The sequence below is a fragment of the Micromonospora sp. A200 genome, from assembly GCF_029893845.1.
Lineage (GTDB): Bacteria > Actinomycetota > Actinomycetes > Mycobacteriales > Micromonosporaceae > Micromonospora > Micromonospora purpureochromogenes.
The window spans coordinates 107,724-125,574 of sequence record NZ_JARXXY010000004.1 but is presented as its reverse complement, the minus strand read 5'-3'; the positions used below and the strand labels follow the sequence as shown (position 1 = coordinate 125,574).

19 protein-coding genes are annotated in these 17,851 nt (G+C 74.5%); 11 read left to right on the top strand and 8 right to left on the bottom strand.

Annotation, left to right across the window (positions count from 1 at the left end; all coding sequences use genetic code 11):
• Window positions 1–170 precede the first annotated feature (170 nt).
• On the top strand, window positions 171–2,084 hold the full coding sequence (glmS, locus tag M2302_RS05725) for a glutamine--fructose-6-phosphate transaminase (isomerizing) (RefSeq protein ID WP_280836922.1): 1,914 nt from the start codon (window positions 171–173) through the stop codon (window positions 2,082–2,084).
• 152 nt (window positions 2,085–2,236) lie between these two features.
• Here the strand turns inward: glmS and M2302_RS05720 are convergent, their stop codons facing one another.
• Complete coding sequence (locus M2302_RS05720) at window positions 2,237–3,952, bottom strand: alpha/beta hydrolase (RefSeq protein ID WP_280836921.1); 1,716 nt, start codon at window positions 3,950–3,952, stop codon at window positions 2,237–2,239.
• Complete coding sequence (locus M2302_RS05715; RefSeq protein ID WP_280836920.1) at window positions 3,949–4,266, bottom strand: hypothetical protein; 318 nt, start codon at window positions 4,264–4,266, stop codon at window positions 3,949–3,951. The genes M2302_RS05720 and M2302_RS05715 overlap by 4 nt, the downstream gene beginning before the upstream one ends.
• Before the next feature lie 145 nt (window positions 4,267–4,411).
• Between M2302_RS05715 and M2302_RS05710 the strand changes: the two genes are divergently transcribed.
• From M2302_RS05710 to M2302_RS05685, 6 genes are all read left to right on the top strand, one after another.
• A complete protein-coding gene (locus M2302_RS05710; RefSeq protein WP_088960309.1) occupies window positions 4,412–4,780 on the top strand; it encodes a holo-ACP synthase in 369 nt (122 codons plus the stop codon).
• A 55-nt stretch (window positions 4,781–4,835) separates the two neighbouring features.
• Window positions 4,836–6,308, top strand: a complete 1,473-nt coding sequence (locus tag M2302_RS05705) for an NAD(P)H-hydrate dehydratase (RefSeq protein WP_280836919.1) — start codon at window positions 4,836–4,838, stop codon at window positions 6,306–6,308.
• A gap of 88 nt (window positions 6,309–6,396) precedes the next feature.
• The gene (gene alr / locus M2302_RS05700) at window positions 6,397–7,530 is read left to right on the top strand and encodes an alanine racemase (RefSeq protein WP_280836918.1); all 1,134 of its coding nucleotides are present in this window, start codon (window positions 6,397–6,399) and stop codon (window positions 7,528–7,530) included.
• Window positions 7,527–8,624 (top strand): alpha/beta hydrolase, encoded by a 1,098-nt coding sequence (locus M2302_RS05695; RefSeq protein ID WP_280836917.1) that lies wholly within the window; start codon window positions 7,527–7,529, stop codon window positions 8,622–8,624. The genes alr and M2302_RS05695 overlap by 4 nt, the downstream gene beginning before the upstream one ends.
• Window positions 8,621–9,103 (top strand): tRNA (adenosine(37)-N6)-threonylcarbamoyltransferase complex ATPase subunit type 1 TsaE, encoded by a 483-nt coding sequence (gene tsaE, locus M2302_RS05690; RefSeq protein ID WP_280836916.1) that lies wholly within the window; start codon window positions 8,621–8,623, stop codon window positions 9,101–9,103. The genes M2302_RS05695 and tsaE overlap by 4 nt, the downstream gene beginning before the upstream one ends.
• Before the next feature lie 53 nt (window positions 9,104–9,156).
• The gene (locus tag M2302_RS05685) at window positions 9,157–9,858 is read left to right on the top strand and encodes a uracil-DNA glycosylase (protein ID WP_280836915.1); all 702 of its coding nucleotides are present in this window, start codon (window positions 9,157–9,159) and stop codon (window positions 9,856–9,858) included.
• Here the strand turns inward: M2302_RS05685 and M2302_RS05680 are convergent.
• On the bottom strand, window positions 9,847–10,554 hold the full coding sequence (locus M2302_RS05680) for a helix-turn-helix transcriptional regulator (RefSeq protein ID WP_280836914.1): 708 nt from the start codon (window positions 10,552–10,554) through the stop codon (window positions 9,847–9,849). The genes M2302_RS05685 and M2302_RS05680 overlap by 12 nt on opposite strands.
• A 265-nt stretch (window positions 10,555–10,819) precedes the next feature.
• On the opposite strand from M2302_RS05680, the gene tsaB reads away from it, so the two are divergent.
• The 4 genes from tsaB to M2302_RS05660 are packed head-to-tail and all read left to right on the top strand — an operon-like array spanning window position 10,820 to window position 13,294.
• Entirely contained in the window at window positions 10,820–11,497 is a 678-nt protein-coding gene (gene tsaB, locus M2302_RS05675; RefSeq protein ID WP_280836913.1) for a tRNA (adenosine(37)-N6)-threonylcarbamoyltransferase complex dimerization subunit type 1 TsaB, read from the top strand.
• Entirely contained in the window at window positions 11,494–11,970 is a 477-nt protein-coding gene (gene rimI / locus M2302_RS05670; protein ID WP_280836912.1) for a ribosomal protein S18-alanine N-acetyltransferase, read from the top strand. The genes tsaB and rimI overlap by 4 nt, the downstream gene beginning before the upstream one ends.
• Window positions 11,970–13,016: a tRNA (adenosine(37)-N6)-threonylcarbamoyltransferase complex transferase subunit TsaD gene (gene tsaD / locus M2302_RS05665; RefSeq protein WP_280836911.1), complete on the top strand. Its 1,047-nt coding sequence runs from the start codon at window positions 11,970–11,972 to the stop codon at window positions 13,014–13,016. Before rimI ends, tsaD begins: the two co-directional genes overlap by 1 nt.
• Window positions 13,017–13,039: 23 nt before the next feature.
• Window positions 13,040–13,294: a hypothetical protein gene (locus M2302_RS05660; protein ID WP_280837045.1), complete on the top strand. Its 255-nt coding sequence runs from the start codon at window positions 13,040–13,042 to the stop codon at window positions 13,292–13,294.
• Window positions 13,295–13,352: 58 nt separating this feature from the next.
• Here M2302_RS05660 and M2302_RS05655 read toward each other — a convergent pair whose 3' ends face one another.
• The 5 genes from M2302_RS05655 to M2302_RS05635 all read right to left on the bottom strand — a co-directional run bounded on the left by M2302_RS05655 (window position 13,353) and on the right by M2302_RS05635 (window position 17,848).
• On the bottom strand, window positions 13,353–14,090 hold the full coding sequence (locus M2302_RS05655; RefSeq protein ID WP_280836910.1) for a DUF4142 domain-containing protein: 738 nt from the start codon (window positions 14,088–14,090) through the stop codon (window positions 13,353–13,355).
• A gap of 135 nt (window positions 14,091–14,225) precedes the next feature.
• Complete coding sequence (locus M2302_RS05650) at window positions 14,226–14,522, bottom strand: DUF1707 domain-containing protein (protein ID WP_280836909.1); 297 nt, start codon at window positions 14,520–14,522, stop codon at window positions 14,226–14,228.
• Between the two features lie 44 nt (window positions 14,523–14,566).
• Complete coding sequence (locus M2302_RS05645) at window positions 14,567–15,748, bottom strand: ROK family protein (protein WP_154941874.1); 1,182 nt, start codon at window positions 15,746–15,748, stop codon at window positions 14,567–14,569.
• Window positions 15,749–15,767: 19 nt separating this feature from the next.
• The gene (locus M2302_RS05640; RefSeq protein ID WP_280836908.1) at window positions 15,768–17,027 is read right to left on the bottom strand and encodes an ABC transporter permease; all 1,260 of its coding nucleotides are present in this window, start codon (window positions 17,025–17,027) and stop codon (window positions 15,768–15,770) included.
• Window positions 17,024–17,848 (bottom strand): ATP-binding cassette domain-containing protein, encoded by an 825-nt coding sequence (locus M2302_RS05635; RefSeq protein ID WP_280836907.1) that lies wholly within the window; start codon window positions 17,846–17,848, stop codon window positions 17,024–17,026. The genes M2302_RS05640 and M2302_RS05635 overlap by 4 nt, the downstream gene beginning before the upstream one ends.
• Between the last annotated feature and the right edge of the window lie 3 nt (window positions 17,849–17,851).

The following is a 17,851-nucleotide window of genomic DNA, read 5'->3' as shown; positions in this document are numbered from 1 at the left end:
CTGTCGTACCGGGGGCGGGCCCGCAACCCCGTCGGCCCCCGTGGCCCGGACGGACGGCGGGGCAGGGTTGTCCGCAGGACGCCCGTTACCAGCCGATCGCTCAGATTCAGTGATTGTTTACCCGACTTCCGCGCACGCGCGATGAGCGAAACTGGGTTAGGCTGCGGACCATGTGTGGAATCGTGGGTTACGCCGGCTCGCGCCCGGCGCTCGGCATCGTGCTCGACGGACTGCGGCGGCTGGAGTACCGCGGCTACGACTCGGCCGGCGTGGCGATCGTCTGCGATGACGAACTGCTGACCGAGAAGAAGGCCGGCAAGCTGGCCAACCTGGAGAAGGTGCTCTCCGAGCGCGCCGCCAGCAACCCCGACGACTGCGCCGCCAGCCCGATCGGCATCGGGGACGGCACCACCGGCATCGGGCACACCCGCTGGGCCACCCACGGCGGTCCGACCGACCGCAACGCCCACCCGCACCTGGCCCCCGACGGCCGGGTCGCCGTGATCCACAACGGCATCATCGAGAACTTCGCCAAGCTCCGGGCCGAGCTGGAGGCCGACGGCGTCCAGTTCACCAGCGACACCGACACCGAGTGCGCCGCCCACCTGCTGTCGGCGGCGCTGGCCGACCTGCGCGGGGCCGGCGAGGCCGACAGCCCGCAGCTGCTGGCCTCGGCCATGCGGGTCGTCTGCCAGCGGCTGGAGGGCGCCTTCACCCTGCTGGCCGTCGACGCCGGCATCCCCGGCGCGGTGGTCGGCGCCCGGCGCAACTCGCCGCTGGTCGTCGGTCGCGGCGACGGGGAGAACTACCTGGCCAGCGACGTGGCCGCGTTCATCGAGCACACCCGCGAGGCGGTCGAGCTGGGCCAGGACCAGATCGTCCTGATCACCGGCGACAGCATCGAGATCACCGACTTCGCCGGTCAGCCCGCCACCGGCAAGGACTTCCACATCGACTGGGACTCCTCGGCCGCCGAGAAGGGCGGCTACGACTGGTTCATGCTCAAGGAGATCGAGGAGCAGCCGCAGGCGATCGCCGACACGCTGCTGGGCCGGCTCACCGAGACCGGTGAGATCGCCCTCGACGAGGTCCGCCTCAGCGACCAGGACCTGCGCGACGTCGACAAGATCTTCATCGTGGCCTGCGGCACGGCGTACCACTCCGGTCTGGTCGCCAAGTACGCCATCGAGCACTGGACCCGGATCCCGTGCGAGGTCGAACTGGCCAGCGAGTTCCGCTACCGCGACCCGGTCCTCGACCGGTCCACGCTGATCGTGGTGATCTCGCAGTCCGGCGAGACGATGGACACCCTGATGGCGCTGCGCCACGCCAAGGACCAGAAGGCGCGGGTGCTGGCCATCTGCAACACCAACGGCTCGACCATCCCCCGCGAGTCGGACGCCGTGCTCTACACCCACGGCGGGCCGGAGATCGCCGTCGCCTCGACCAAGGCGTTCCTCACCCAGCTCGTCGCCTGCTACCTGATCGGCCTGCACCTGGCCCAGGTGCGCGGGATCAAGTTCGCCGACGAGGTGGGCGCGGTGGTGGCCCAGCTCCAGGAGATGCCGGGCAAGCTGCGCGAGCTGCTGGACCGGATCGAGCCGGTGCGCGAGCTGGCCCGGGAGCTGAAGTCCGAGCCGACCGTGCTCTTCATCGGCCGGCACGTTGGCTACCCGGTGGCCCTGGAGGGCGCGCTCAAGCTCAAGGAGCTGGCGTACATGCACGCCGAGGGCTTCGCCGCCGGCGAGCTCAAGCACGGCCCGATCGCGCTGATCGACAAGGGCACCCCGGTGATCTGCGTGGTGCCGTCGCCGGTCGGCCGGGGCATGCTGCACGACAAGGTCGTCTCCAACATCCAGGAGGTCCGCGCCCGGGGCGCCCGGACCATCGTGATCGCGGAGGAGGGCGACGAGGCGGTCGTTCGCTACGCCGACCACCTGATCTACGTGCCGCGTACGCCGACCCTGCTGGCCCCGCTGGTCACCACCGTGCCGCTCCAGGTGCTCGCCGCCGAGATCGCCGCGGCCCGGGGACACGACGTGGACCAGCCGCGCAACCTGGCGAAGTCGGTCACCGTGGAGTGACCTGACGCCAGCGTCCACCGGACCCCGCCCGCCGTGACCACGGCCGGCGGGGTCCGCTCGTTCCGCCCGCCCGCCCGCGTCCGTGGTCCGGCCGACCCGGACGACGGAGGCCGCCGGCCCGGCGGGACGACCGACGGCACGGGCGGAGCCGGTCACCGGCCGAGCACGATCCGGGCCATCCCGTCCAGCGCCGGGTTGCCGGCCTCCCAGTAGCCCGTGTGGCCGTACCGGCCGCTGGGGAAGGTGCGCCCGCCGAAGCCCGGGTCGCTGGGGTCGTGGCCGAACCACAGCTCGTGGTCGTCGGGGCGGAGCAGCGACACCCCCGTGGCCAGCGGCGACGCCGCCAGGACCGCCCGGCCGGTGAGCTGCCCGGGCGGCTCGACCAGCCGGATCACGTCGTCCGGCGCGGTGCTCGCCCAGACCCGCTCCGGTGGCAGGCGCAGCGCCTCGGCCCGGTCCACCCCGACTCCCGGCGAGCCCACGAAGACCAGGGCGTCCGCGTCGAGACCGTGGTCCCGGGCGGCGGCGCCCACCACCAACGACCCGTAGCTGTGCCCCAGCACCGTCTGCCGGGCCGGCGGGCCCTCGTGGGTCTCGCGCAGCCCCTCCTGGAAGCGGTGCAGCGCCGGCCCGGCGTCCCCGGCCTGGCTGGACCGGGCCGCCTCGGGCAGGAAGTCCGGCGCGTCGTAGTCCAGCCAGAGCACCGCCGCCGTCTCCCGCCCCGGCGCGAGGCCGGCGCAGCGGGACAGCACCCGACCGGCCCGGCCCAGCTCGGCCGGGGCGTCGGCGAGGTCGGTGGTCATCCCCGGCACGTAGGTCAGCACCCGGTCGGCGCGGTCCGGGTTGCCGAGCGCCACGATCGCCCGCCCGTCCCCGGTCGGATCCAGCCCCAGCAGGTACGACCGGGGCGGCTCCGCCGTCGCCAGCCGCCCGGCGAGCCCGTCGAGGCCGGCCAGTCCCGCGTCGAGGCGGCGCAGCCCGGCCCGCTCCGCCGGGCCGGGGGTCGGCCGGCCCAGCAACTCTCGCCGCGCGGCGAGCAGTGCCTCCCGCCGGTCGTCGAGCAGCAGCCGGTTGGCCTGGTCCCGGGCGGCGACCGGCACCCCGTCGAGCCGCCCGACCCGGCCCGGCTCGTACCGCACCAGCCAGCGGCGCTGGGCCGGGGTGAGCCCCGCCCACCAGGCCCGGACGGTCGCCGGGTCGGCGTCGGCCGGTGGACGGCCCGGTGGTGGCGGTTCGACCCAGCCGCCGCGGGCCGCCCCGCTCAGCTCGTCCAGTCGGGTCGCCGCCTCCCGGTCCGCCGCGTCGGCCAGCGCCAGCGCGTCCCGCACTGCGGCGGCCACCTGGTCCAGCGCCAGCGGTCCGGCTGCCGCGCCGACGTCCGCGCTCGGCATCGCGGCCGGGCCCGACCCGGTCCGTCCGCCGGGCAGGGACCGGCCGCCCGGCGGTGCGCCCGAGCGGAGCCCGGCGCCGGGCAGGACACCGGCCTCCGGGCCGGCCCAGGTCGGCGCGCTGGGCGGAGCGGCGCTGACCCGGCCGTGGCGGTCGACGAGCACGCCGGTGCGGTCGGCGAGCGCCACCGCCTCCGCCAGCCGGGCCTTCGCCACCCGGAGCCGGCCGGCGAACTCGGCCAGCACCTGGTCGGCCTCGATCAGGGCGGGCAGCAGCGCGGTCAGCTCGCCCCGGAGCGCGCCGAGCCGCCTGTCGGCCGCCCCGGCGGCCCCACCCGACCAGCCCGCGCGCAGGGTCGTGGCGCTCTCGTTCAGCGCCGCCCGGCGGCGGCGCACCGGGTCGGCCAGCCCGCGCCAGGCTGCCCCGGCCGCACCCCACCTGCCGGGGGCGGCGCGCCAGAGCTGCGCGTACCCGGTCATCGGGGCAGCCCGGCGAGCCGGCCGGCCGCCCGGTCGTCGGCGGCGTCGTACCCGTCGGCCGCCGCGCGCAGCGCGGAGCCGGCCTCCGCCACCCGGGCGGCGAGCGCGCCGTGCCAGTCGTGCACCGCGGACTCCAGCCGGGTCAGTGCGGTCGCCGCCCGCCACTCGGCCGCCGCCACCACCAGCCCCGGCACGCCGACCAGCCCGTGCGCCAGCGCGTACGCCTCGTCGGCGAGCCCGCCCGCCACCTCGCGCAGCACCGCGGCCCGCACCTGCACCGGCTCCCCGTCCACCCGCGCCCCCTCCGTCAGCACCACGTCGACGCTAGGCAGCGGCACCGGTCACCGGGAGGGCCTGTGGACGGCGGACCGTGGTCGTACCCGAGGGTTTTCCACAGGCGTTGCCCACAGCCGAGCAGGCAGCTAATCTGCCGCCGTTCCCGCCGGTAGGGTGAGCGTCGTGATCGTCGCGGTCGGCATCGACGTCGTGCTGGTGGACCGGTTCGCCCGGGCGCTGGCCCGCACGCCGCTGCTCGCCGACCGGCTCTTCACCGAGGCGGAGCGGTACACCCGCTCCGGCAACCCGCGCTCCCCGGAGTCGATGGCCGCCCGGTTCGCCGCCAAGGAGGCGGTCGCCAAGGCGCTGGGCGCCCCGGCCGGCCTGAGCTGGCACGACTGCGAGATCGTGCCGGACCCGGACGGCCGGCCCTGGCTCACCGTCTCCGGCACCGTGGCCGCCGCCGCCGTGGAGCGCGGGATCAACCGCTGGCATCTCTCGCTGTCGCACGACGGCGGGATCGCCTCGGCCATGGTGGTCGCGGAACGCTGATCGGCCGGGCGGGCCCCGGGGCCGGCCCGCGAGGTGACAGACGGGACGGTGTGGCATGAAACCGGTGTGGCGGGTCGCGGACGTACGCGCGGCGGAGGCCGGCCTGATGGCCACCCTCCCGCCCGGGACGCTGATGAAGCGGGCCGCGGCCGGCCTGGCCCGGCGTTGCGCGCTGCTCCTCGCCGACCGGGGCGGGGTGTACGGCGCGCGGGTCCTGCTGCTGGTCGGCACCGGCGACAACGGCGGTGACGCGCTCTACGCCGGGGCGCTGCTGGCCCGGCGCGGGGTGGCCGTGTCGGCGCTGCTGCTGACCCCCGGCCGGGCGCACGCCGAGGGGGTGGCGGCGCTCCGCGCCGCCGGCGGGCGGCTGGTCGACCGGCCCCCGGCCATGGTCGACCTGGTGCTCGACGGCATCGTCGGGATCGGCGGCACCGGCGGGCTGCGGGAGACCGCCGAGCAGCTCGCGGCCAGCCTGGTCCGGTACTGCGGGCGCGACGGCGCACGGGCGACCGTGGTCGCGGTGGACGTGCCGAGCGGGGTGGCGGTGGATACCGGCCACGTGCCGCTGACCGCCGCCGGTCGGCACAGCGCGGTGCGGGCCGACGTGACGGTGGCCTTCGGCGCGCTCAAGCCCGCCCTGGTGGTCGGGCCGGCCGCCGCCCTCGCCGGGCAGGTGGAGCTGGTCGACATCGGGCTGGAGCCGTGGCTGCGCGGGTCACCGGTGCTGCGGGTGACCGAGTGGTCGGACATGGTCGAGTGGTGGCCCCGGCTCGGCCCGGCCACGGAGAAGTACAGCCGGGGCGTGGTCGGGGTGGCGACCGGATCGGCCACGTATCCGGGCGCGGCGGTGCTCTCGGTGGGTGGCGCCCTGGCCGGGCCGACCGGCATGGTCCGCTACGCCGGCGGGGCCCGCGCGGAGGTGCTGCACCAGCACCCGTCGGTGATCGCCACCGGGCGGGTCGCCGACGCCGGCCGGGTCCAGGCCTGGGTCTGCGGCTCCGGGCTGGGCACCGGCGAGGACGCCGCCGGCGAGCTGCGCGCGGTGCTCTCCGCGCCGGTGCCGGTGGTGCTCGACGCGGACGCGCTCACCCTGCTGGTGGACGGCTCGCTCGCCGACCGGCTGCGCAACCGGGACGCCCCGATCGTGGTCACCCCGCACGACCGCGAGTTCACCCGGCTCTGCGGGGAGGCGCCGGGGGCCGACCGGGTCTCCGCCGCGCTGCGGCTGGCCGCCTGGATGAACGCGACGGTCCTGCTCAAGGGGGACCGCACGGTGATCGGCACGCCGGACGGCCGGGCGTACGTCAACCCGACCGGCACCGCCGCGCTGGCCACCGGGGGCACCGGGGACGTGCTGGCCGGGCTGCTCGGCTCGCTGCTCGCCGCCGGGCTGGCCCCGGAGCGGGCGGCGGCAACGGCCGCGTACCTGCACGGGCTGGCCGGACGGGAGGCGGCCCGGGGTGGGCCGGTGACCGCATCCGACGTGGCGGCCGCCCTGCGCCCGGTGCTGGCCCCGCTGGTGGACTGAGCCGCGGTCGCGCTCCCCGGCGTGGCGCGGGTCGCCGACTCGGGCGGCAGCGCGGTCGTGTGATCACCGGCGCAAGTAGGCTGGGCGTATGTGGCAGGCCGAGGTACGCGTCGATCTCGACGCGATCCGTGACAACGTGGCCCGGCTCCGGTCGGGCACGAGCGCCGAGCTGATGGCGGTGGTGAAGGGCGACGGGTACGGCCACGGCATGGTCCCGTCGGCCCGGGCCGCGCTCGACGCCGGGGCGGACTGGCTCGGGGTCTGCACGCTGGACGAGGCGCTGACCCTGCGCCGGGCCGGGATCACCGCGCCGGTGCTGGCCTGGCTGCTCGCCCCCGGGCTGCCGCTGCACGAGGGTGTCGCGGCCGGGGTCGACCTGGGCGCCGCCAGCCTGCCGCAGCTGGACGAGATGATCGAGGCGAGCCGCCGGGCGGACCGCCCGGCCCGGCTGCACCTGAAGATCGACACCGGGCTGTCCCGGGGCGGGGCCACCGTCGCCGACTGGCCGACCCTGCTGGAGGCCGCCGCGAAGGCCCAGGCCGACGGCCTGGTCGAGGTGGTCGGCGTGTGGAGCCACTTCGTGTACGCGGACCTGCCCGGCCACCCCACCACGGACCGCCAGCTCGCGGTCTTCCACGAGGGGCTGGCCATGGTCGAGCGGGCCGGGCTGCGCCCGCGCTACCGGCACCTGGCCAACTCGGCGGCCACGCTGACCCGCCCGGACACCCACTTCGACCTGGTCCGCCCGGGGATCGCCGTCTACGGCCTCTCGCCGGTGGCGGGGGAACGCTTCGGGCTGCGTCCGGCGATGACCGGCCGGGCCCGGGTGATGCTGACCAAGCGGGTGCCCGAGGGCACCGGCGTCTCCTACGGTCACACCTACACCACCGGGCGGGAGGCGAACCTGGCCGTGGTGCCGCTCGGCTACGCCGACGGGGTGCCCCGGCACGCCTCCAACGTCGGGCCGGTGCAGCTCGGCGGGAAGCGGCGCACCATCTCCGGCCGGGTCTGCATGGACCAGTTCGTGCTCGACTGCGGCGAGGACGCGGTGGCCGCCGGGGACGTCGCCACCCTCTTCGGCAGCGGCGCGGACGGCGAGCCCACCGCCGACGACTGGGCCGAGGCGGTCGGCACCATCAACTACGAGATCGTCACCCGTTTCGGCAGCAGCCGGGTGCCCCGGGCCTACGACGGCGAGTCGCGAACCGAGCTGGCACCGTGAGCGCGCCGCAGCGCTTCCGGATCCCGCGACCGCGCACCGCCGCCGGCAAGGTCGCCGGCGTGGTCGGGGCTGCGGTCGGCGTCGCCGCCGCAGGGCTCGCCGCGGGCATGGTGAGCGAGCGCGCCCTGGTCCGCCGGCTCAAGGCCGACCCCACCGACCGGTACGCGCACGAGGTCTTCGGCGAGCAGCGGTACGACGACGCGTTCCGGCTGGAGCTGCCGGACGGCACCGACATCCACGTCGAGGTGGTCGAGCCGACCCGTCCGGCGTCGGGGCGGCCGACCGTGGTGCTGGTGCACGGCTTCTGCCTGGACATGGGGACGTTCCACTTCCAGCGCAAGCTGCTCGCCGAGCGGGGCGAGCACCGGATCGTGGCGTACGACCAGCCCGGTCACGGCCGCTCCGGGCGGCTGGAGAGCGGCGAGTACGACCTCGCCGCGCTGGGCCGCACCCTGCGCCGGGTGATCGACCGGACCGCCCCGGAGGGGCCGCTGGTGCTGGTCGGCCACTCGATGGGCGGAATGACCATCATGGCCTTCGCCGAGCTGTACCCGGAGATGTTCGGCGACCGGGTGGTCGGCACGGTGCTGATGGCCACCTCGGGCGGTCTGATCGCGGAGACCAAGCTGGTGGCCCCGGCGCTGATCGGCCGGGTCGGCGCGCCGGTGCTCTACATGATGAGCAACGCCACCCGGTACGGCGGCACGGTCATCGACCGGGCCCGGAAGTCCACCTCCAACGTCGCCTGGCTGCTGACCCGCAAGTACGGCTTCGGCACCCGCAAGCCGAGCCCGGCCCTGGTCTCCTACGTGGAGAAGATGAACTCGCGGACGTCCGCCGACACGGTCACCCGCTACCTGCGTACCCTCGCCACGCACTCGCGCTTCCCGGCGCTGGCCGCGCTCAGCGGCACGCCGGTGCTGGTCGTGGTCGGTGACAAGGACATGATCACGCCGGTGACCCACTCGGAGGAGATCGTGCGCCGGCTGCCGCACGCCCGGTACATCAAGGTCAACGACAGCGGGCACGTGGTGATGCTGGAACACGCCGACGAGGTCAACAAGGCGCTCTGGGACTTCCTGGAGGGGCTGTGACGCTGACCGTCACGCTGCCGACGGTCGAGGACACCCACGCGTTCGGCCGCCGGCTGGCCGGGGTGCTGCGCGCCGGCGACCTGCTGCTGCTCACCGGCCCGCTGGGCGCCGGTAAGACCGCGCTGACCCAGGGCATCGGCGCCGGGCTGGGGGTGCTGGGCGCCATCACCTCGCCGACCTTCGTGATCGCCCGGGTGCACCGGCCGGACCCGGCCCGGGGCGGCACGGTGGCCCTGGTGCACGCCGACGCGTACCGGCTGGGCGACGCGGCCGACCCGCGGGCCGAGATCGACGACCTGGACCTGGACGCCTCGGTGGACGACTCGGTGACCGTGGTCGAGTGGGGCGAGGGGCTGGTCGAACAGCTGGTCGACACGCACCTGCGGGTACGCCTCGACCGGCGGGAGGACGACACCCGGCTGGTCGAGCTGGAGCCGGTGGGGGGCGACTGGGCGCGGCGCCTGGCAGCCCTGCGCTGAGGGCTGTCGTACCAGCTGCCTAGAGTGCCGGCACAGACTGCGAAAGGTTGCCGATGCCCGACGACACCCCCGCTCTCGACCTGCTGGCACTGCTGCCGGAGGAGTGGCGTGCCGTGCTCACCCCGCACCTTGACCCGGCCCGCACCGCGGCGCTGGTCGAATTCGTCGCCCGTGAGTACGCCACCCAGACCGTCTTCCCGCCGGTGGAGGACCTCTTCTCCGCCTACCGGCTGTGCGCGCCGCGGGAGACCCGGGTGCTGATCCTCGGGCAGGACCCCTACCACCGGGCCGGGCAGGCGCACGGGCTCAGTTTCAGCGTCCGGGACGGGGTGACGGTGCCGCCGTCCCTGCGCAACGTCTTCAAGGAACTGGGCGAGGACCTCGGCGTGCCCAAGCCACGCAGCGGCAACCTCAACGGCTGGGCGGCGCAGGGCGTGCTGCTGCTCAACGCGGTGCTGACCGTCCGCCAGGCCACTCCCGGCTCGCACGGCAACAAGGGGTGGGAGGAGTTCACCGACGCCACCATCCGGGCGCTCGACGCGATGGAGCAGCGGGTGGTCTTCCTGCTCTGGGGCGGCTACGCCCGCAAGAAGGCGGCCCTGGTCACCAACCCGCAGCACGTGGTGCTGGAGGCCGGGCACCCCAGCCCGATGAACCCGCGTGGCTTCCTCGGCAGCCGCCCGTTCAGCGCCGCGAACAAGGCGCTCGCCGACGCCGGTCTGCCCACCGTCGACTGGGAGCGCTCAGCCGGCTGACCCGGCCGTCCGCCGGCGGTGGCGGCGCAGCAGTTCGGCGGCGCGGGGGTCGGTGAGCTCCACCGCGACCAGCGGCACCACCCGGTAGCTCCGGTCCCCGTGCCGCACCTCGATCGCCTCCGGCAGTTCTTCGCACATCTGCGCGCGGAGCTGGCCGTACCGGGTCTGCCAGCGGTGCTCGCCGGGCTCCTCCGGTTCCAGGCGAAGCCCGCCGAACTCGCTCCACCGGGCGTTCCACCGTTGTCCGTAGGCCGCGTCCAGCCAGGCGGTGAAGCGGGCCGAGTCACGCCAGCGAACGGCGATCTCGACCGCGTCGGTTGGCACCGGGGCGCCCTGGAGCAGCGCCGCGGTACTGCCGGTCAGCAGATGGGGTAGCTCGCTCAGCCGGTCCAGGATTCGGTCCAGCCCCAGCTCATCTACCCGCTCGGCGAGTGGCCGGGCGGCCAGGGCGTCCATCCGGGCGTCGAGGTGGCAGTCCAGTGGCTCGACGGCGACGGTGAGCTGGAGATCGAACGCGGCGAGGAGTCGCTCGATCAGCGGGACGCTGGGTACCCGCTCACCCCGTTCGACACGCGCCACCGCCCCCTGGCTCACCCCGGCCAAGTCAGCCAGCTCCTGCTGCGTCAGCGACCGTGCGCCCCGCTCCCGACGCAGGATGGCGGCGAACTGGGTGGCGAGACGACTACTCTCAGGCATCCACGGATGATGGCCTAACGGTAGTGAGCGATATGCCTGTCAGTCATATTTATGCCTCACAGGCATATCGCTCACTGCGGTGTGTGTGGGGGCTGACGTTACCGTCAGTAACGGAGTCGTTCCGATCGTCAACCGGTTCACCAGGCGGCACTAGTGGCGGCCGTAGGGCGGCTGGCCGGTCGTCCACGCCCAGACCCGCCCTGCGGCGCCTGGGCCGACGGGGTGTGACCGGGGATGACCGGTAGGGCGACTAGGCTGGCATACCGTGCTCGTACTGGTGGTGGACTCCTCGACCCCCGCGGTGACCGCGGCGCTGGTGGAGGTCTCGGCGGACGGGGTCGTGCCGCGGGCGCACCGCTGCACGGTCGACGCCCGGGCCCACGGCGAACTGCTCGCGCCGCAGGTGGACGCGGTGCTCGCCGACGCGGAGGCGCGGCCGCGCGACCTGGGCGCGATCGTCGCCGGCCTCGGTCCCGGCCCGTTCACCGGGCTGCGGGTCGGTCTGGTCACCGCGGCCACCATGGGCCAGGTCCTCGGCGTCCCCACGTACGGCGTCTGCTCGCTGGACGCCATCGGTCACCCGGCGGCGCTCGGCGAACCGGTCCTCGCGGCCAGCGACGCCCGCCGCCGGGAGGTCTACTGGGCCGTCTACGACGGCGCCGGCCAGCGGATCGCCGGGCCGAACGTCGACACCCCCGCGGTCGCCGCCGAACGGGCCCGCGGCCTCGCCGTCACCGCCGCGGTGGGCGACGGCGCCCACCGGTACGCCGACGTGCTCGACCTGCCGCTGCGGGTCGAGCCGCGCTACCCCGACGCCACCGCGCTGGCCGCGCTGGCCGCCGAGCGGATCCGGGCCGGCGCGCCGACGGAGGCGCTCACCCCGCTCTACCTGCGCCGGCCGGACGCCGTGGCGGCGACCGCCCGCAAGCCGGTCCTGCCGTGAGCACGCCGGTACGACTGACCCGGTTCCGCTGGTGGCACGTCGACGAGGTGCTGCCGATCGAGGCGGACCTCTTCGGCGCCGAGCAGTGGTCTCCGGCCATGTTCTGGAACGAGCTGGCCAGCGGCCACTGGTACCGGGTCGCCACCGACGTCGACGGCACGGTGCTCGGGTACGCGGGGCTGACCGTCCAGCCGGACGAGGCCTGGGTGCAGAACATCGCCGTCCGGCGGGACGCCCAGCGGCGCGGCGTCGGCCGGCTGCTGCTGGAGGAACTGCTCGCCGAGGCGGCCCGGCGCGACGCCCGCACGGTCCTGCTGGAGGTGGCGGCGGACAACGCCCCCGCCCAGAAGCTCTACGCTACGTACGGCTTCGAGCCGATCGGCGTCCGCCGCGGCTACTACCAACCGAGCAACACCGACGCGCTGGTCATGCGGCGCGTCGCGGCCCCGACCGAGGACGGGACGGACGACTGATGGCTGACGAGCCCCTGGTCCTGGGGATCGAGACCTCCTGCGACGAGACCGGTGTCGGCATCGTGCGCGGGCACACCCTGCTCGCCGACGCGATCGCCTCCAGCGTCGAGCAGCACGCCCGGTTCGGCGGCGTGGTGCCCGAGGTCGCCAGCCGCGCGCACCTGGAGGCGATCGTGCCCACCATGGACCGGGCGCTGAAGGAGGCGGGTGTGACGCTCGCCGACATCGACGCGATCGCGGTCACCTCCGGCCCGGGGCTGGCCGGCGCGCTGCTGGTCGGCGTGGCCGCCGCCAAGGGCTACGCGCTGGCCGCCGAGAAGCCGGTGTACGGGGTGAACCACCTCGCCGCGCACGTCGCCGTGGACACCCTGGAACACGGCCCGCTGCCCGAGCCGGCGGTCGCCATGCTGGTCTCCGGCGGGCACTCCTCCCTGCTGCTCGTCGACGACCTCGCCCGTGGCGTCACCCCGCTCGGCGCGACCATCGACGACGCGGCGGGGGAGGCCTTCGACAAGGTGGCCCGCCTGCTCGGACTGCCCTTCCCCGGCGGACCGTACATCGACCGGGAGGCCCGGGCCGGCGACCCGGCGGCGATCGGGTTCCCGCGCGGTCTCACCGCCGCCAAGGACCTCACCGCCCACCGGTACGACTTCTCCTTCTCCGGCCTGAAGACCGCCGTCGCCCGCTGGGTGGAGGCACGCCAGCGGGCCGGTGAGCCGGTGCCGGTGGCCGACGTGGCGGCTTCCTTCCAGGAGGCGGTCTGCGACGTGCTGACCGCCAAGGCGCTCGACGCCTGCCGGGCCAACGGGATCGAGACGCTGGTGATCGGCGGGGGAGTGGCCGCCAACTCGCGGCTGCGGGCGATGGCCGAGCACCGCGCGGCGAAGCACGGCATCCGGGTGCGCGTACCCCGGCCGAAGCTCTGCACCGACAACGGCGCCATGGTCGCGGCGCTCGGTTCGCACCTGGTCGCGGCGGGGGTGACGCCGAGCCGGCTGGACCTGCCGGCCGACTCGGCCCTGCCGCTGACCACGGTCAGCGTGTGACGGCACGGAAGGGGAGCGCCGACGTGATCGTGCGGATGTGGGAGGCGCGCGCGGAGCCGTTCGGCTTCGCCGACCTGATCACCTGGGTCTGCGACACCGCCCTGCCGGAGCTGGAACACGACCCGCTGCACCTGTCCAGCGAGGTCTTCTCCTCCACCGACCACCGGGTGGTGGTCGTCTCGAAGTGGCGGAGCAGCCCCCGGCCGCTGCCTGAGCCGCCGGCCATGCTGGTCGCCCGGCCCCCGCACTCCTGGGACTTCACCCAGGTCGACCGCTGAGGAACGCCGTCGGCGGCCGGGTTCTGACGAAACCCGGCCGCCGACGGCGGTCCGCTGGTCAGCTGCGGCGCAGGATGCGCCAGGTGGAGAAGCCTCCGACGCCGAGGGCGAGCAGGAAGACCGCCCAGACGATGGTGGTGCTGACCCCGACCGACGGGGCGGGGGCGCCGGCCTTGGCGGCGGCGATCAGCGAGTCGCTCTGGGCGGGCGGCAGCGCGGCCGGCGGCATCTGCTGCCAGCGGACCAGCCCGGTGCTCTCCAGCATCGCCATGTGGTCGTTGACGAACTTGTTGGCCTCGTCGGCGAGCCTACGGACGGTGGCGTCCCGGGTGCTGGCCCGGACCGCGCCGATCACCGGGAAGATCTTGCCGTGCGCCACCCGGAGCCGGGTGACGAAGATCTGGTCGAACTGGTTACCGTTCGCCTCCTGCATCTCGGTCAGCCACCCCTTCTGCTCGGTGGTGGGATCCGTCGGCAGGGTGGTGCCCAGCTTGTTGGCGGCGTTGACGACCAACTGGTCGAGCACCCCGTGCTGGCGGGCGATCTCGGCCCCGATCTCCCGCACCCGGGGGGACACCCCCTTCTCGGCGGCCATCTGCCCGGCCGGCATCTCCCAGAGCCCGGCCAGCCGTACCCCGTTGAGCAGCGTCATGTCGGCGGCGTTGATCTGGTTGCCCGGTGCGGCCACGGCCACGCCGGGCAGGACGCCGAGCCCTGCCACCAGCGCGATGAGCAGCACCGCCACCCGGTGGGTCCGGTGCCCTGGCCGACGACGTGCGGATTCCAGCGGTGCCATCCTGCGGTGCCTCCTCGGTCCGGGCCGTACGTGTCACGCCGGGCAGCGCACCCGGCTGCCCGTCCGTCCACTGGTACGGACCACCGAGCCGATCAGTTCACCGATGCTGAGCGACAAGTCAGCCCGGGATGCCGGTCAGCGGGACAGCGCCATGAAGATCCCGAGCAGCAGCAGGGTGGCCGCGGCGACCGCGAAGAGCACCAGCAGTTCGCGCCGGCCGTGCCCCGTGGTGTCGCCCGCGGCGGCCGGCGCGGGTGCCGTGGGCAGGTCGCGGGTCAGGTCGGCCAGCTCGCCCAGGGTGCGCGCCGTCCAGACCGCGGCGACGCGATCGGAGAACTCGTCCAGGGTGAGCCGCCCCGCGCCGGTGTGCCGTTGCAGCTCGGCGACCACCCGGTGCCGGTCGTCGTCGGAGGCGCGCAGCTGGACGTCCACGTGCGACAGGGTACGCAGGGCGGGGCGTCGGCGGGAGCCGCCGGTCAGCCGGCGTCGAGCGGGTCGGCGAGGAGCCGCTCGAAGGCCAGCTCCGCCGCGCCGATCAGCGCCGCGTCCGCGCCGAGCTTGGGGGTGCGCAGCCGGACGTGCTCCAGGCAGGCGGGCAGCCCCATCGAGTTGAGCCGGCTGCGGACCTGGGCGGCGGCGGCCAGGTAGAGGTCGCGCATGGTGCCGCCGAAGATGACCATCTCCGGGTTGAAGATGTTGACCAGGTTCGCCACCCCGAAGCCCAGCCAGTCGCCGGCCCGACGTACCGCCGTCTGGGCCCGGGCGTCGCCCCGGTCGGCGGCGTCGAAGACGGCCAGCAGCGCGTCGCGGCCGCGGGCGTCCGAGCGGCCGGCGGCGCGGAGCAGCCCGTGCTCGCCGATCTCGGTCTCCCAGCAGCCTCGGGAGCCGCACTCGCAGGGGGCGCCGTCGCGGACCACCACCATGTGTCCGACCTCGCCGCCGTACCCGCCGTGGCCGGTGAGCCGCCGCCCGCCGGCGATGATGCCGGCGCCGACGCCGACGTCGCCGTACAGGTAGATGACGTTGTCGCAGCCGGCGGCGACGCCCCGGGCGTGCTCGGCGAAGGCGGCCATGTCCGCCACGTTGCCCACCGTGACGGGTACGTCGATGCCCAGCTCGGTGGCGAGCACCGTGCCGATCGGCTCGTCCACCCAGCCGGTGGCCGGGCCGAGCCGGACCAGCCCGTCGTCGCGGCGGACCATCCCGCACACCGCCACCCCGGCGCCGACGCAGAGCGAGCCGGGCGCCACGTGCTGGTGCATCTCCTTGAGCGCGCCGGCCAGCAGCGGCGCGGTCTCCCCGGCGTCCAGGCCGCGCGGCCGGTCCAGGTCCCGGCGGTCGAGCACCTCACCGCCGAGACCGACCCGCGCGGCCCGCAGCCGGTCCACCTCGATGCTGTACGCGTACGCGTAGACCCGGGCCGACTCGGGCCGGACGACCAGCGACGGCCGGCCGGCGCGACCGGTTTCCTTCGGCGTTCCCTCGCTGACCAGCCCGGCGCCGGCCAGGTCGGCGGTGAGCGCGCCGATGGTGCTGCGGTTGAGTCCGAGGGTGGTGGTCAGTTCCGCGCGGGAGGTCGCGCCGTGGACGTGCACGTGCCGCAGCAGAGCCCCGAGGTTCTGCCGCCGGATCTCGTCCTGGCTCGGTCCTACCCGCATCGTTCCTGGTACTCCGTGGTCAGCGCGTGCCGGTGGCGACGGAACGGCGCCGCGACAGCGCGTCGACGCCCGCGGCCAGCAGCAGCACCAGTCCGGTCGAGGTGTACTTGAGGCCGGAGCTGAGGTCCAGCAGGCCCATTCCATTGATGATGACAGCCACCACCGCGCCGCCGAGTACCGCGTGGATCATCCGCCCCTTGCCGCCGAAGAGGCTGGTGCCGCCGATGACCGCCGCGCCGACCGCGTAGAGCAGGACGTTGCTGCCACCGGTGTTCGGGTCGACCGAGCGGTCCTTGCTGGCGGCGATGATGCCGCCGACGGCCGCCATGCTGGAGCAGATGACGAAGGCGGAGATCTTCAGGCGGTCCACGTTGATCCCGGCCCGCCGGGCGGCCTCCGGGTTGCCGCCCACCGCGTACAGGTGCCGGCCGTACGCGGTGCGGTTGAGTACGAAGGTCCAGAAGACCAGCAGGGCCCCGATCAGCGGTACGACCACGGGCATCCCCCTGGTCGAGCTGATCGCCGTGTTGATGCTGCGTTCCTGGTTGAGGACGTGGACGGCGCAGCCGAGCAGGAGGGCCAGCCCGGCGACCCGGGCGGCCACCACGGCGACCGGCTCGGTGACCAGGCCCCGGGTGACCCGGTTGCGGTGGCGCAGGAACTGCACGGTGCCGTACCCGGCGACGGCGACGCCGGCCAGCAGCCACCCGATCACGGGCGGCACGTAGTTGTTCTCGATCGCGATGATCACCTGGTCGTCGATCGAGATGTTGGTGCCCTCCTTCATCAGGAGCAGCACGATGCCCTGGAAGGCGAGGAAGCCGGCCAGGCTGACCAGGAAGGACGGGATGCCGACCTTGGCCACCAGGAAGCCGATGGTCAGGCCGATGAGGACACCGGTGCCGATGGCCGCGAGGACCGCGACGTACCAGGGGTAGCCGAGCACGCTGAGCACGTTGGCCAGCACGGTGGCGCAGACGCCGCTGGCGAAGCCGGCGGAGAGGTCGATCTCGCCGAGCAGCAGCACGAAGATCAGACCCATCGCGATCACGGTGACGGCGGCGCCCTGGGTGAACAGGTTCGCGAAGTTGGCCGCCGAGAAGAAGACCGGCCGGACGGTCGCGAAGGCCAGGCAGAGCACGGTGAGGCCGATGACGGCCGGCAGCGAGCCGAGGTCGCCCCCGCGTACCCGGGCGAGGTAGTCGCGGACGTGGTCGCCGACGGTCGGCGCCGGGGTGCCGGCCCCGAGCCCGTCCCGCGGCAGGAGGGTGCTGGTCATCGGACTGCTCCCGGGGTCAGGTGGGCTGGCTCGCTGCCGTCGCGCGTGCCGCCGGCGTCCGGCCCGGCGCCCAGGCCGAGGTGGCGGGAGCGGCCGGTGGTGATCAGCTCGACGACCTGCGAGTGGGTGATGTCGGTGGTCCTCACCTGGGCGACCAGCTGGCCGAGGTAGAGCGCGGCGATCCGGTCGGAGATGGCGAAGACGTCGTTCATGTTGTGCGAGATGAGCACCACGGCCAGGCCGTTGTCCGCCAGCCGGCGGACTATCTCCAGGACCTGGGCGGTCTGCGCGAGGCCGAGCGCGGCGGTCGGCTCGTCGAGGATGACCAGCCGGCTGTTCCAGAGCACGGCCTTGGCGATCGCGACCGTCTGTCGCTGGCCGCCGGAGAGGCTGGAGATGTGCTGGCGCAGCGACTTGACGTTCCGCACGCCCAGCCCGGCGAGCGTCTCGGCGGCCATCTGCTCCATGGTGGGTTCGTCGAGCACGATCCCGCGGCGCTTCTCCCGCCCGAGGAACATGTTCTGCACGATGTCGAGGTTGTCGCAGAGCGCGAGGTCCTGGTAGACGACGTCGATGCCGAGCGCGGCGGCGTCGCGGGGGCTGCTGACGGTGACCGGGCGGCCCTCGAAGAGGAACTCGCCGGAGTCCGTCGGGTGGATCCCGCTGATGCACTTGACCAGGGTGGACTTTCCGGCGCCGTTGTCGCCGACCAGCGCGGTCACCTCGCCCGGGTGAACGGAGAGAGCGACGTCACGCAGGACCTGCACGGGACCGAAGCTCTTGTCGATCCCGCGCAGTTCCAGCAGGGGGGTCGCGGACACGGG

What these genes read in the sequence shown, in the direction of transcription:
- glmS (WP_280836922.1), top strand. Translation starts at nt 171, where the DNA reads ATGTGTGGAATCGTGGGTTACGCCGGCTCGCGCCCGGCGCTCGGCATC.
- M2302_RS05720 (WP_280836921.1), bottom strand. Translation starts at nt 3,952, where the DNA reads ATGACCGGGTACGCGCAGCTCTGGCGCGCCGCCCCCGGCAGGTGGGGT.
- M2302_RS05705 (WP_280836919.1), top strand. Translation starts at nt 4,836, where the DNA reads ATGAAACCGGTGTGGCGGGTCGCGGACGTACGCGCGGCGGAGGCCGGC.
- alr (WP_280836918.1), top strand. Translation starts at nt 6,397, where the DNA reads ATGTGGCAGGCCGAGGTACGCGTCGATCTCGACGCGATCCGTGACAAC.
- M2302_RS05685 (WP_280836915.1), top strand. Translation starts at nt 9,157, where the DNA reads ATGCCCGACGACACCCCCGCTCTCGACCTGCTGGCACTGCTGCCGGAG.
- M2302_RS05680 (WP_280836914.1), bottom strand. Translation starts at nt 10,554, where the DNA reads ATGCCTGAGAGTAGTCGTCTCGCCACCCAGTTCGCCGCCATCCTGCGT.
- tsaD (WP_280836911.1), top strand. Translation starts at nt 11,970, where the DNA reads ATGGCTGACGAGCCCCTGGTCCTGGGGATCGAGACCTCCTGCGACGAG.
- M2302_RS05655 (WP_280836910.1), bottom strand. Translation starts at nt 14,090, where the DNA reads ATGGCACCGCTGGAATCCGCACGTCGTCGGCCAGGGCACCGGACCCAC.
- M2302_RS05645 (WP_154941874.1), bottom strand. Translation starts at nt 15,748, where the DNA reads ATGCGGGTAGGACCGAGCCAGGACGAGATCCGGCGGCAGAACCTCGGG.
- M2302_RS05640 (WP_280836908.1), bottom strand. Translation starts at nt 17,027, where the DNA reads ATGACCAGCACCCTCCTGCCGCGGGACGGGCTCGGGGCCGGCACCCCG.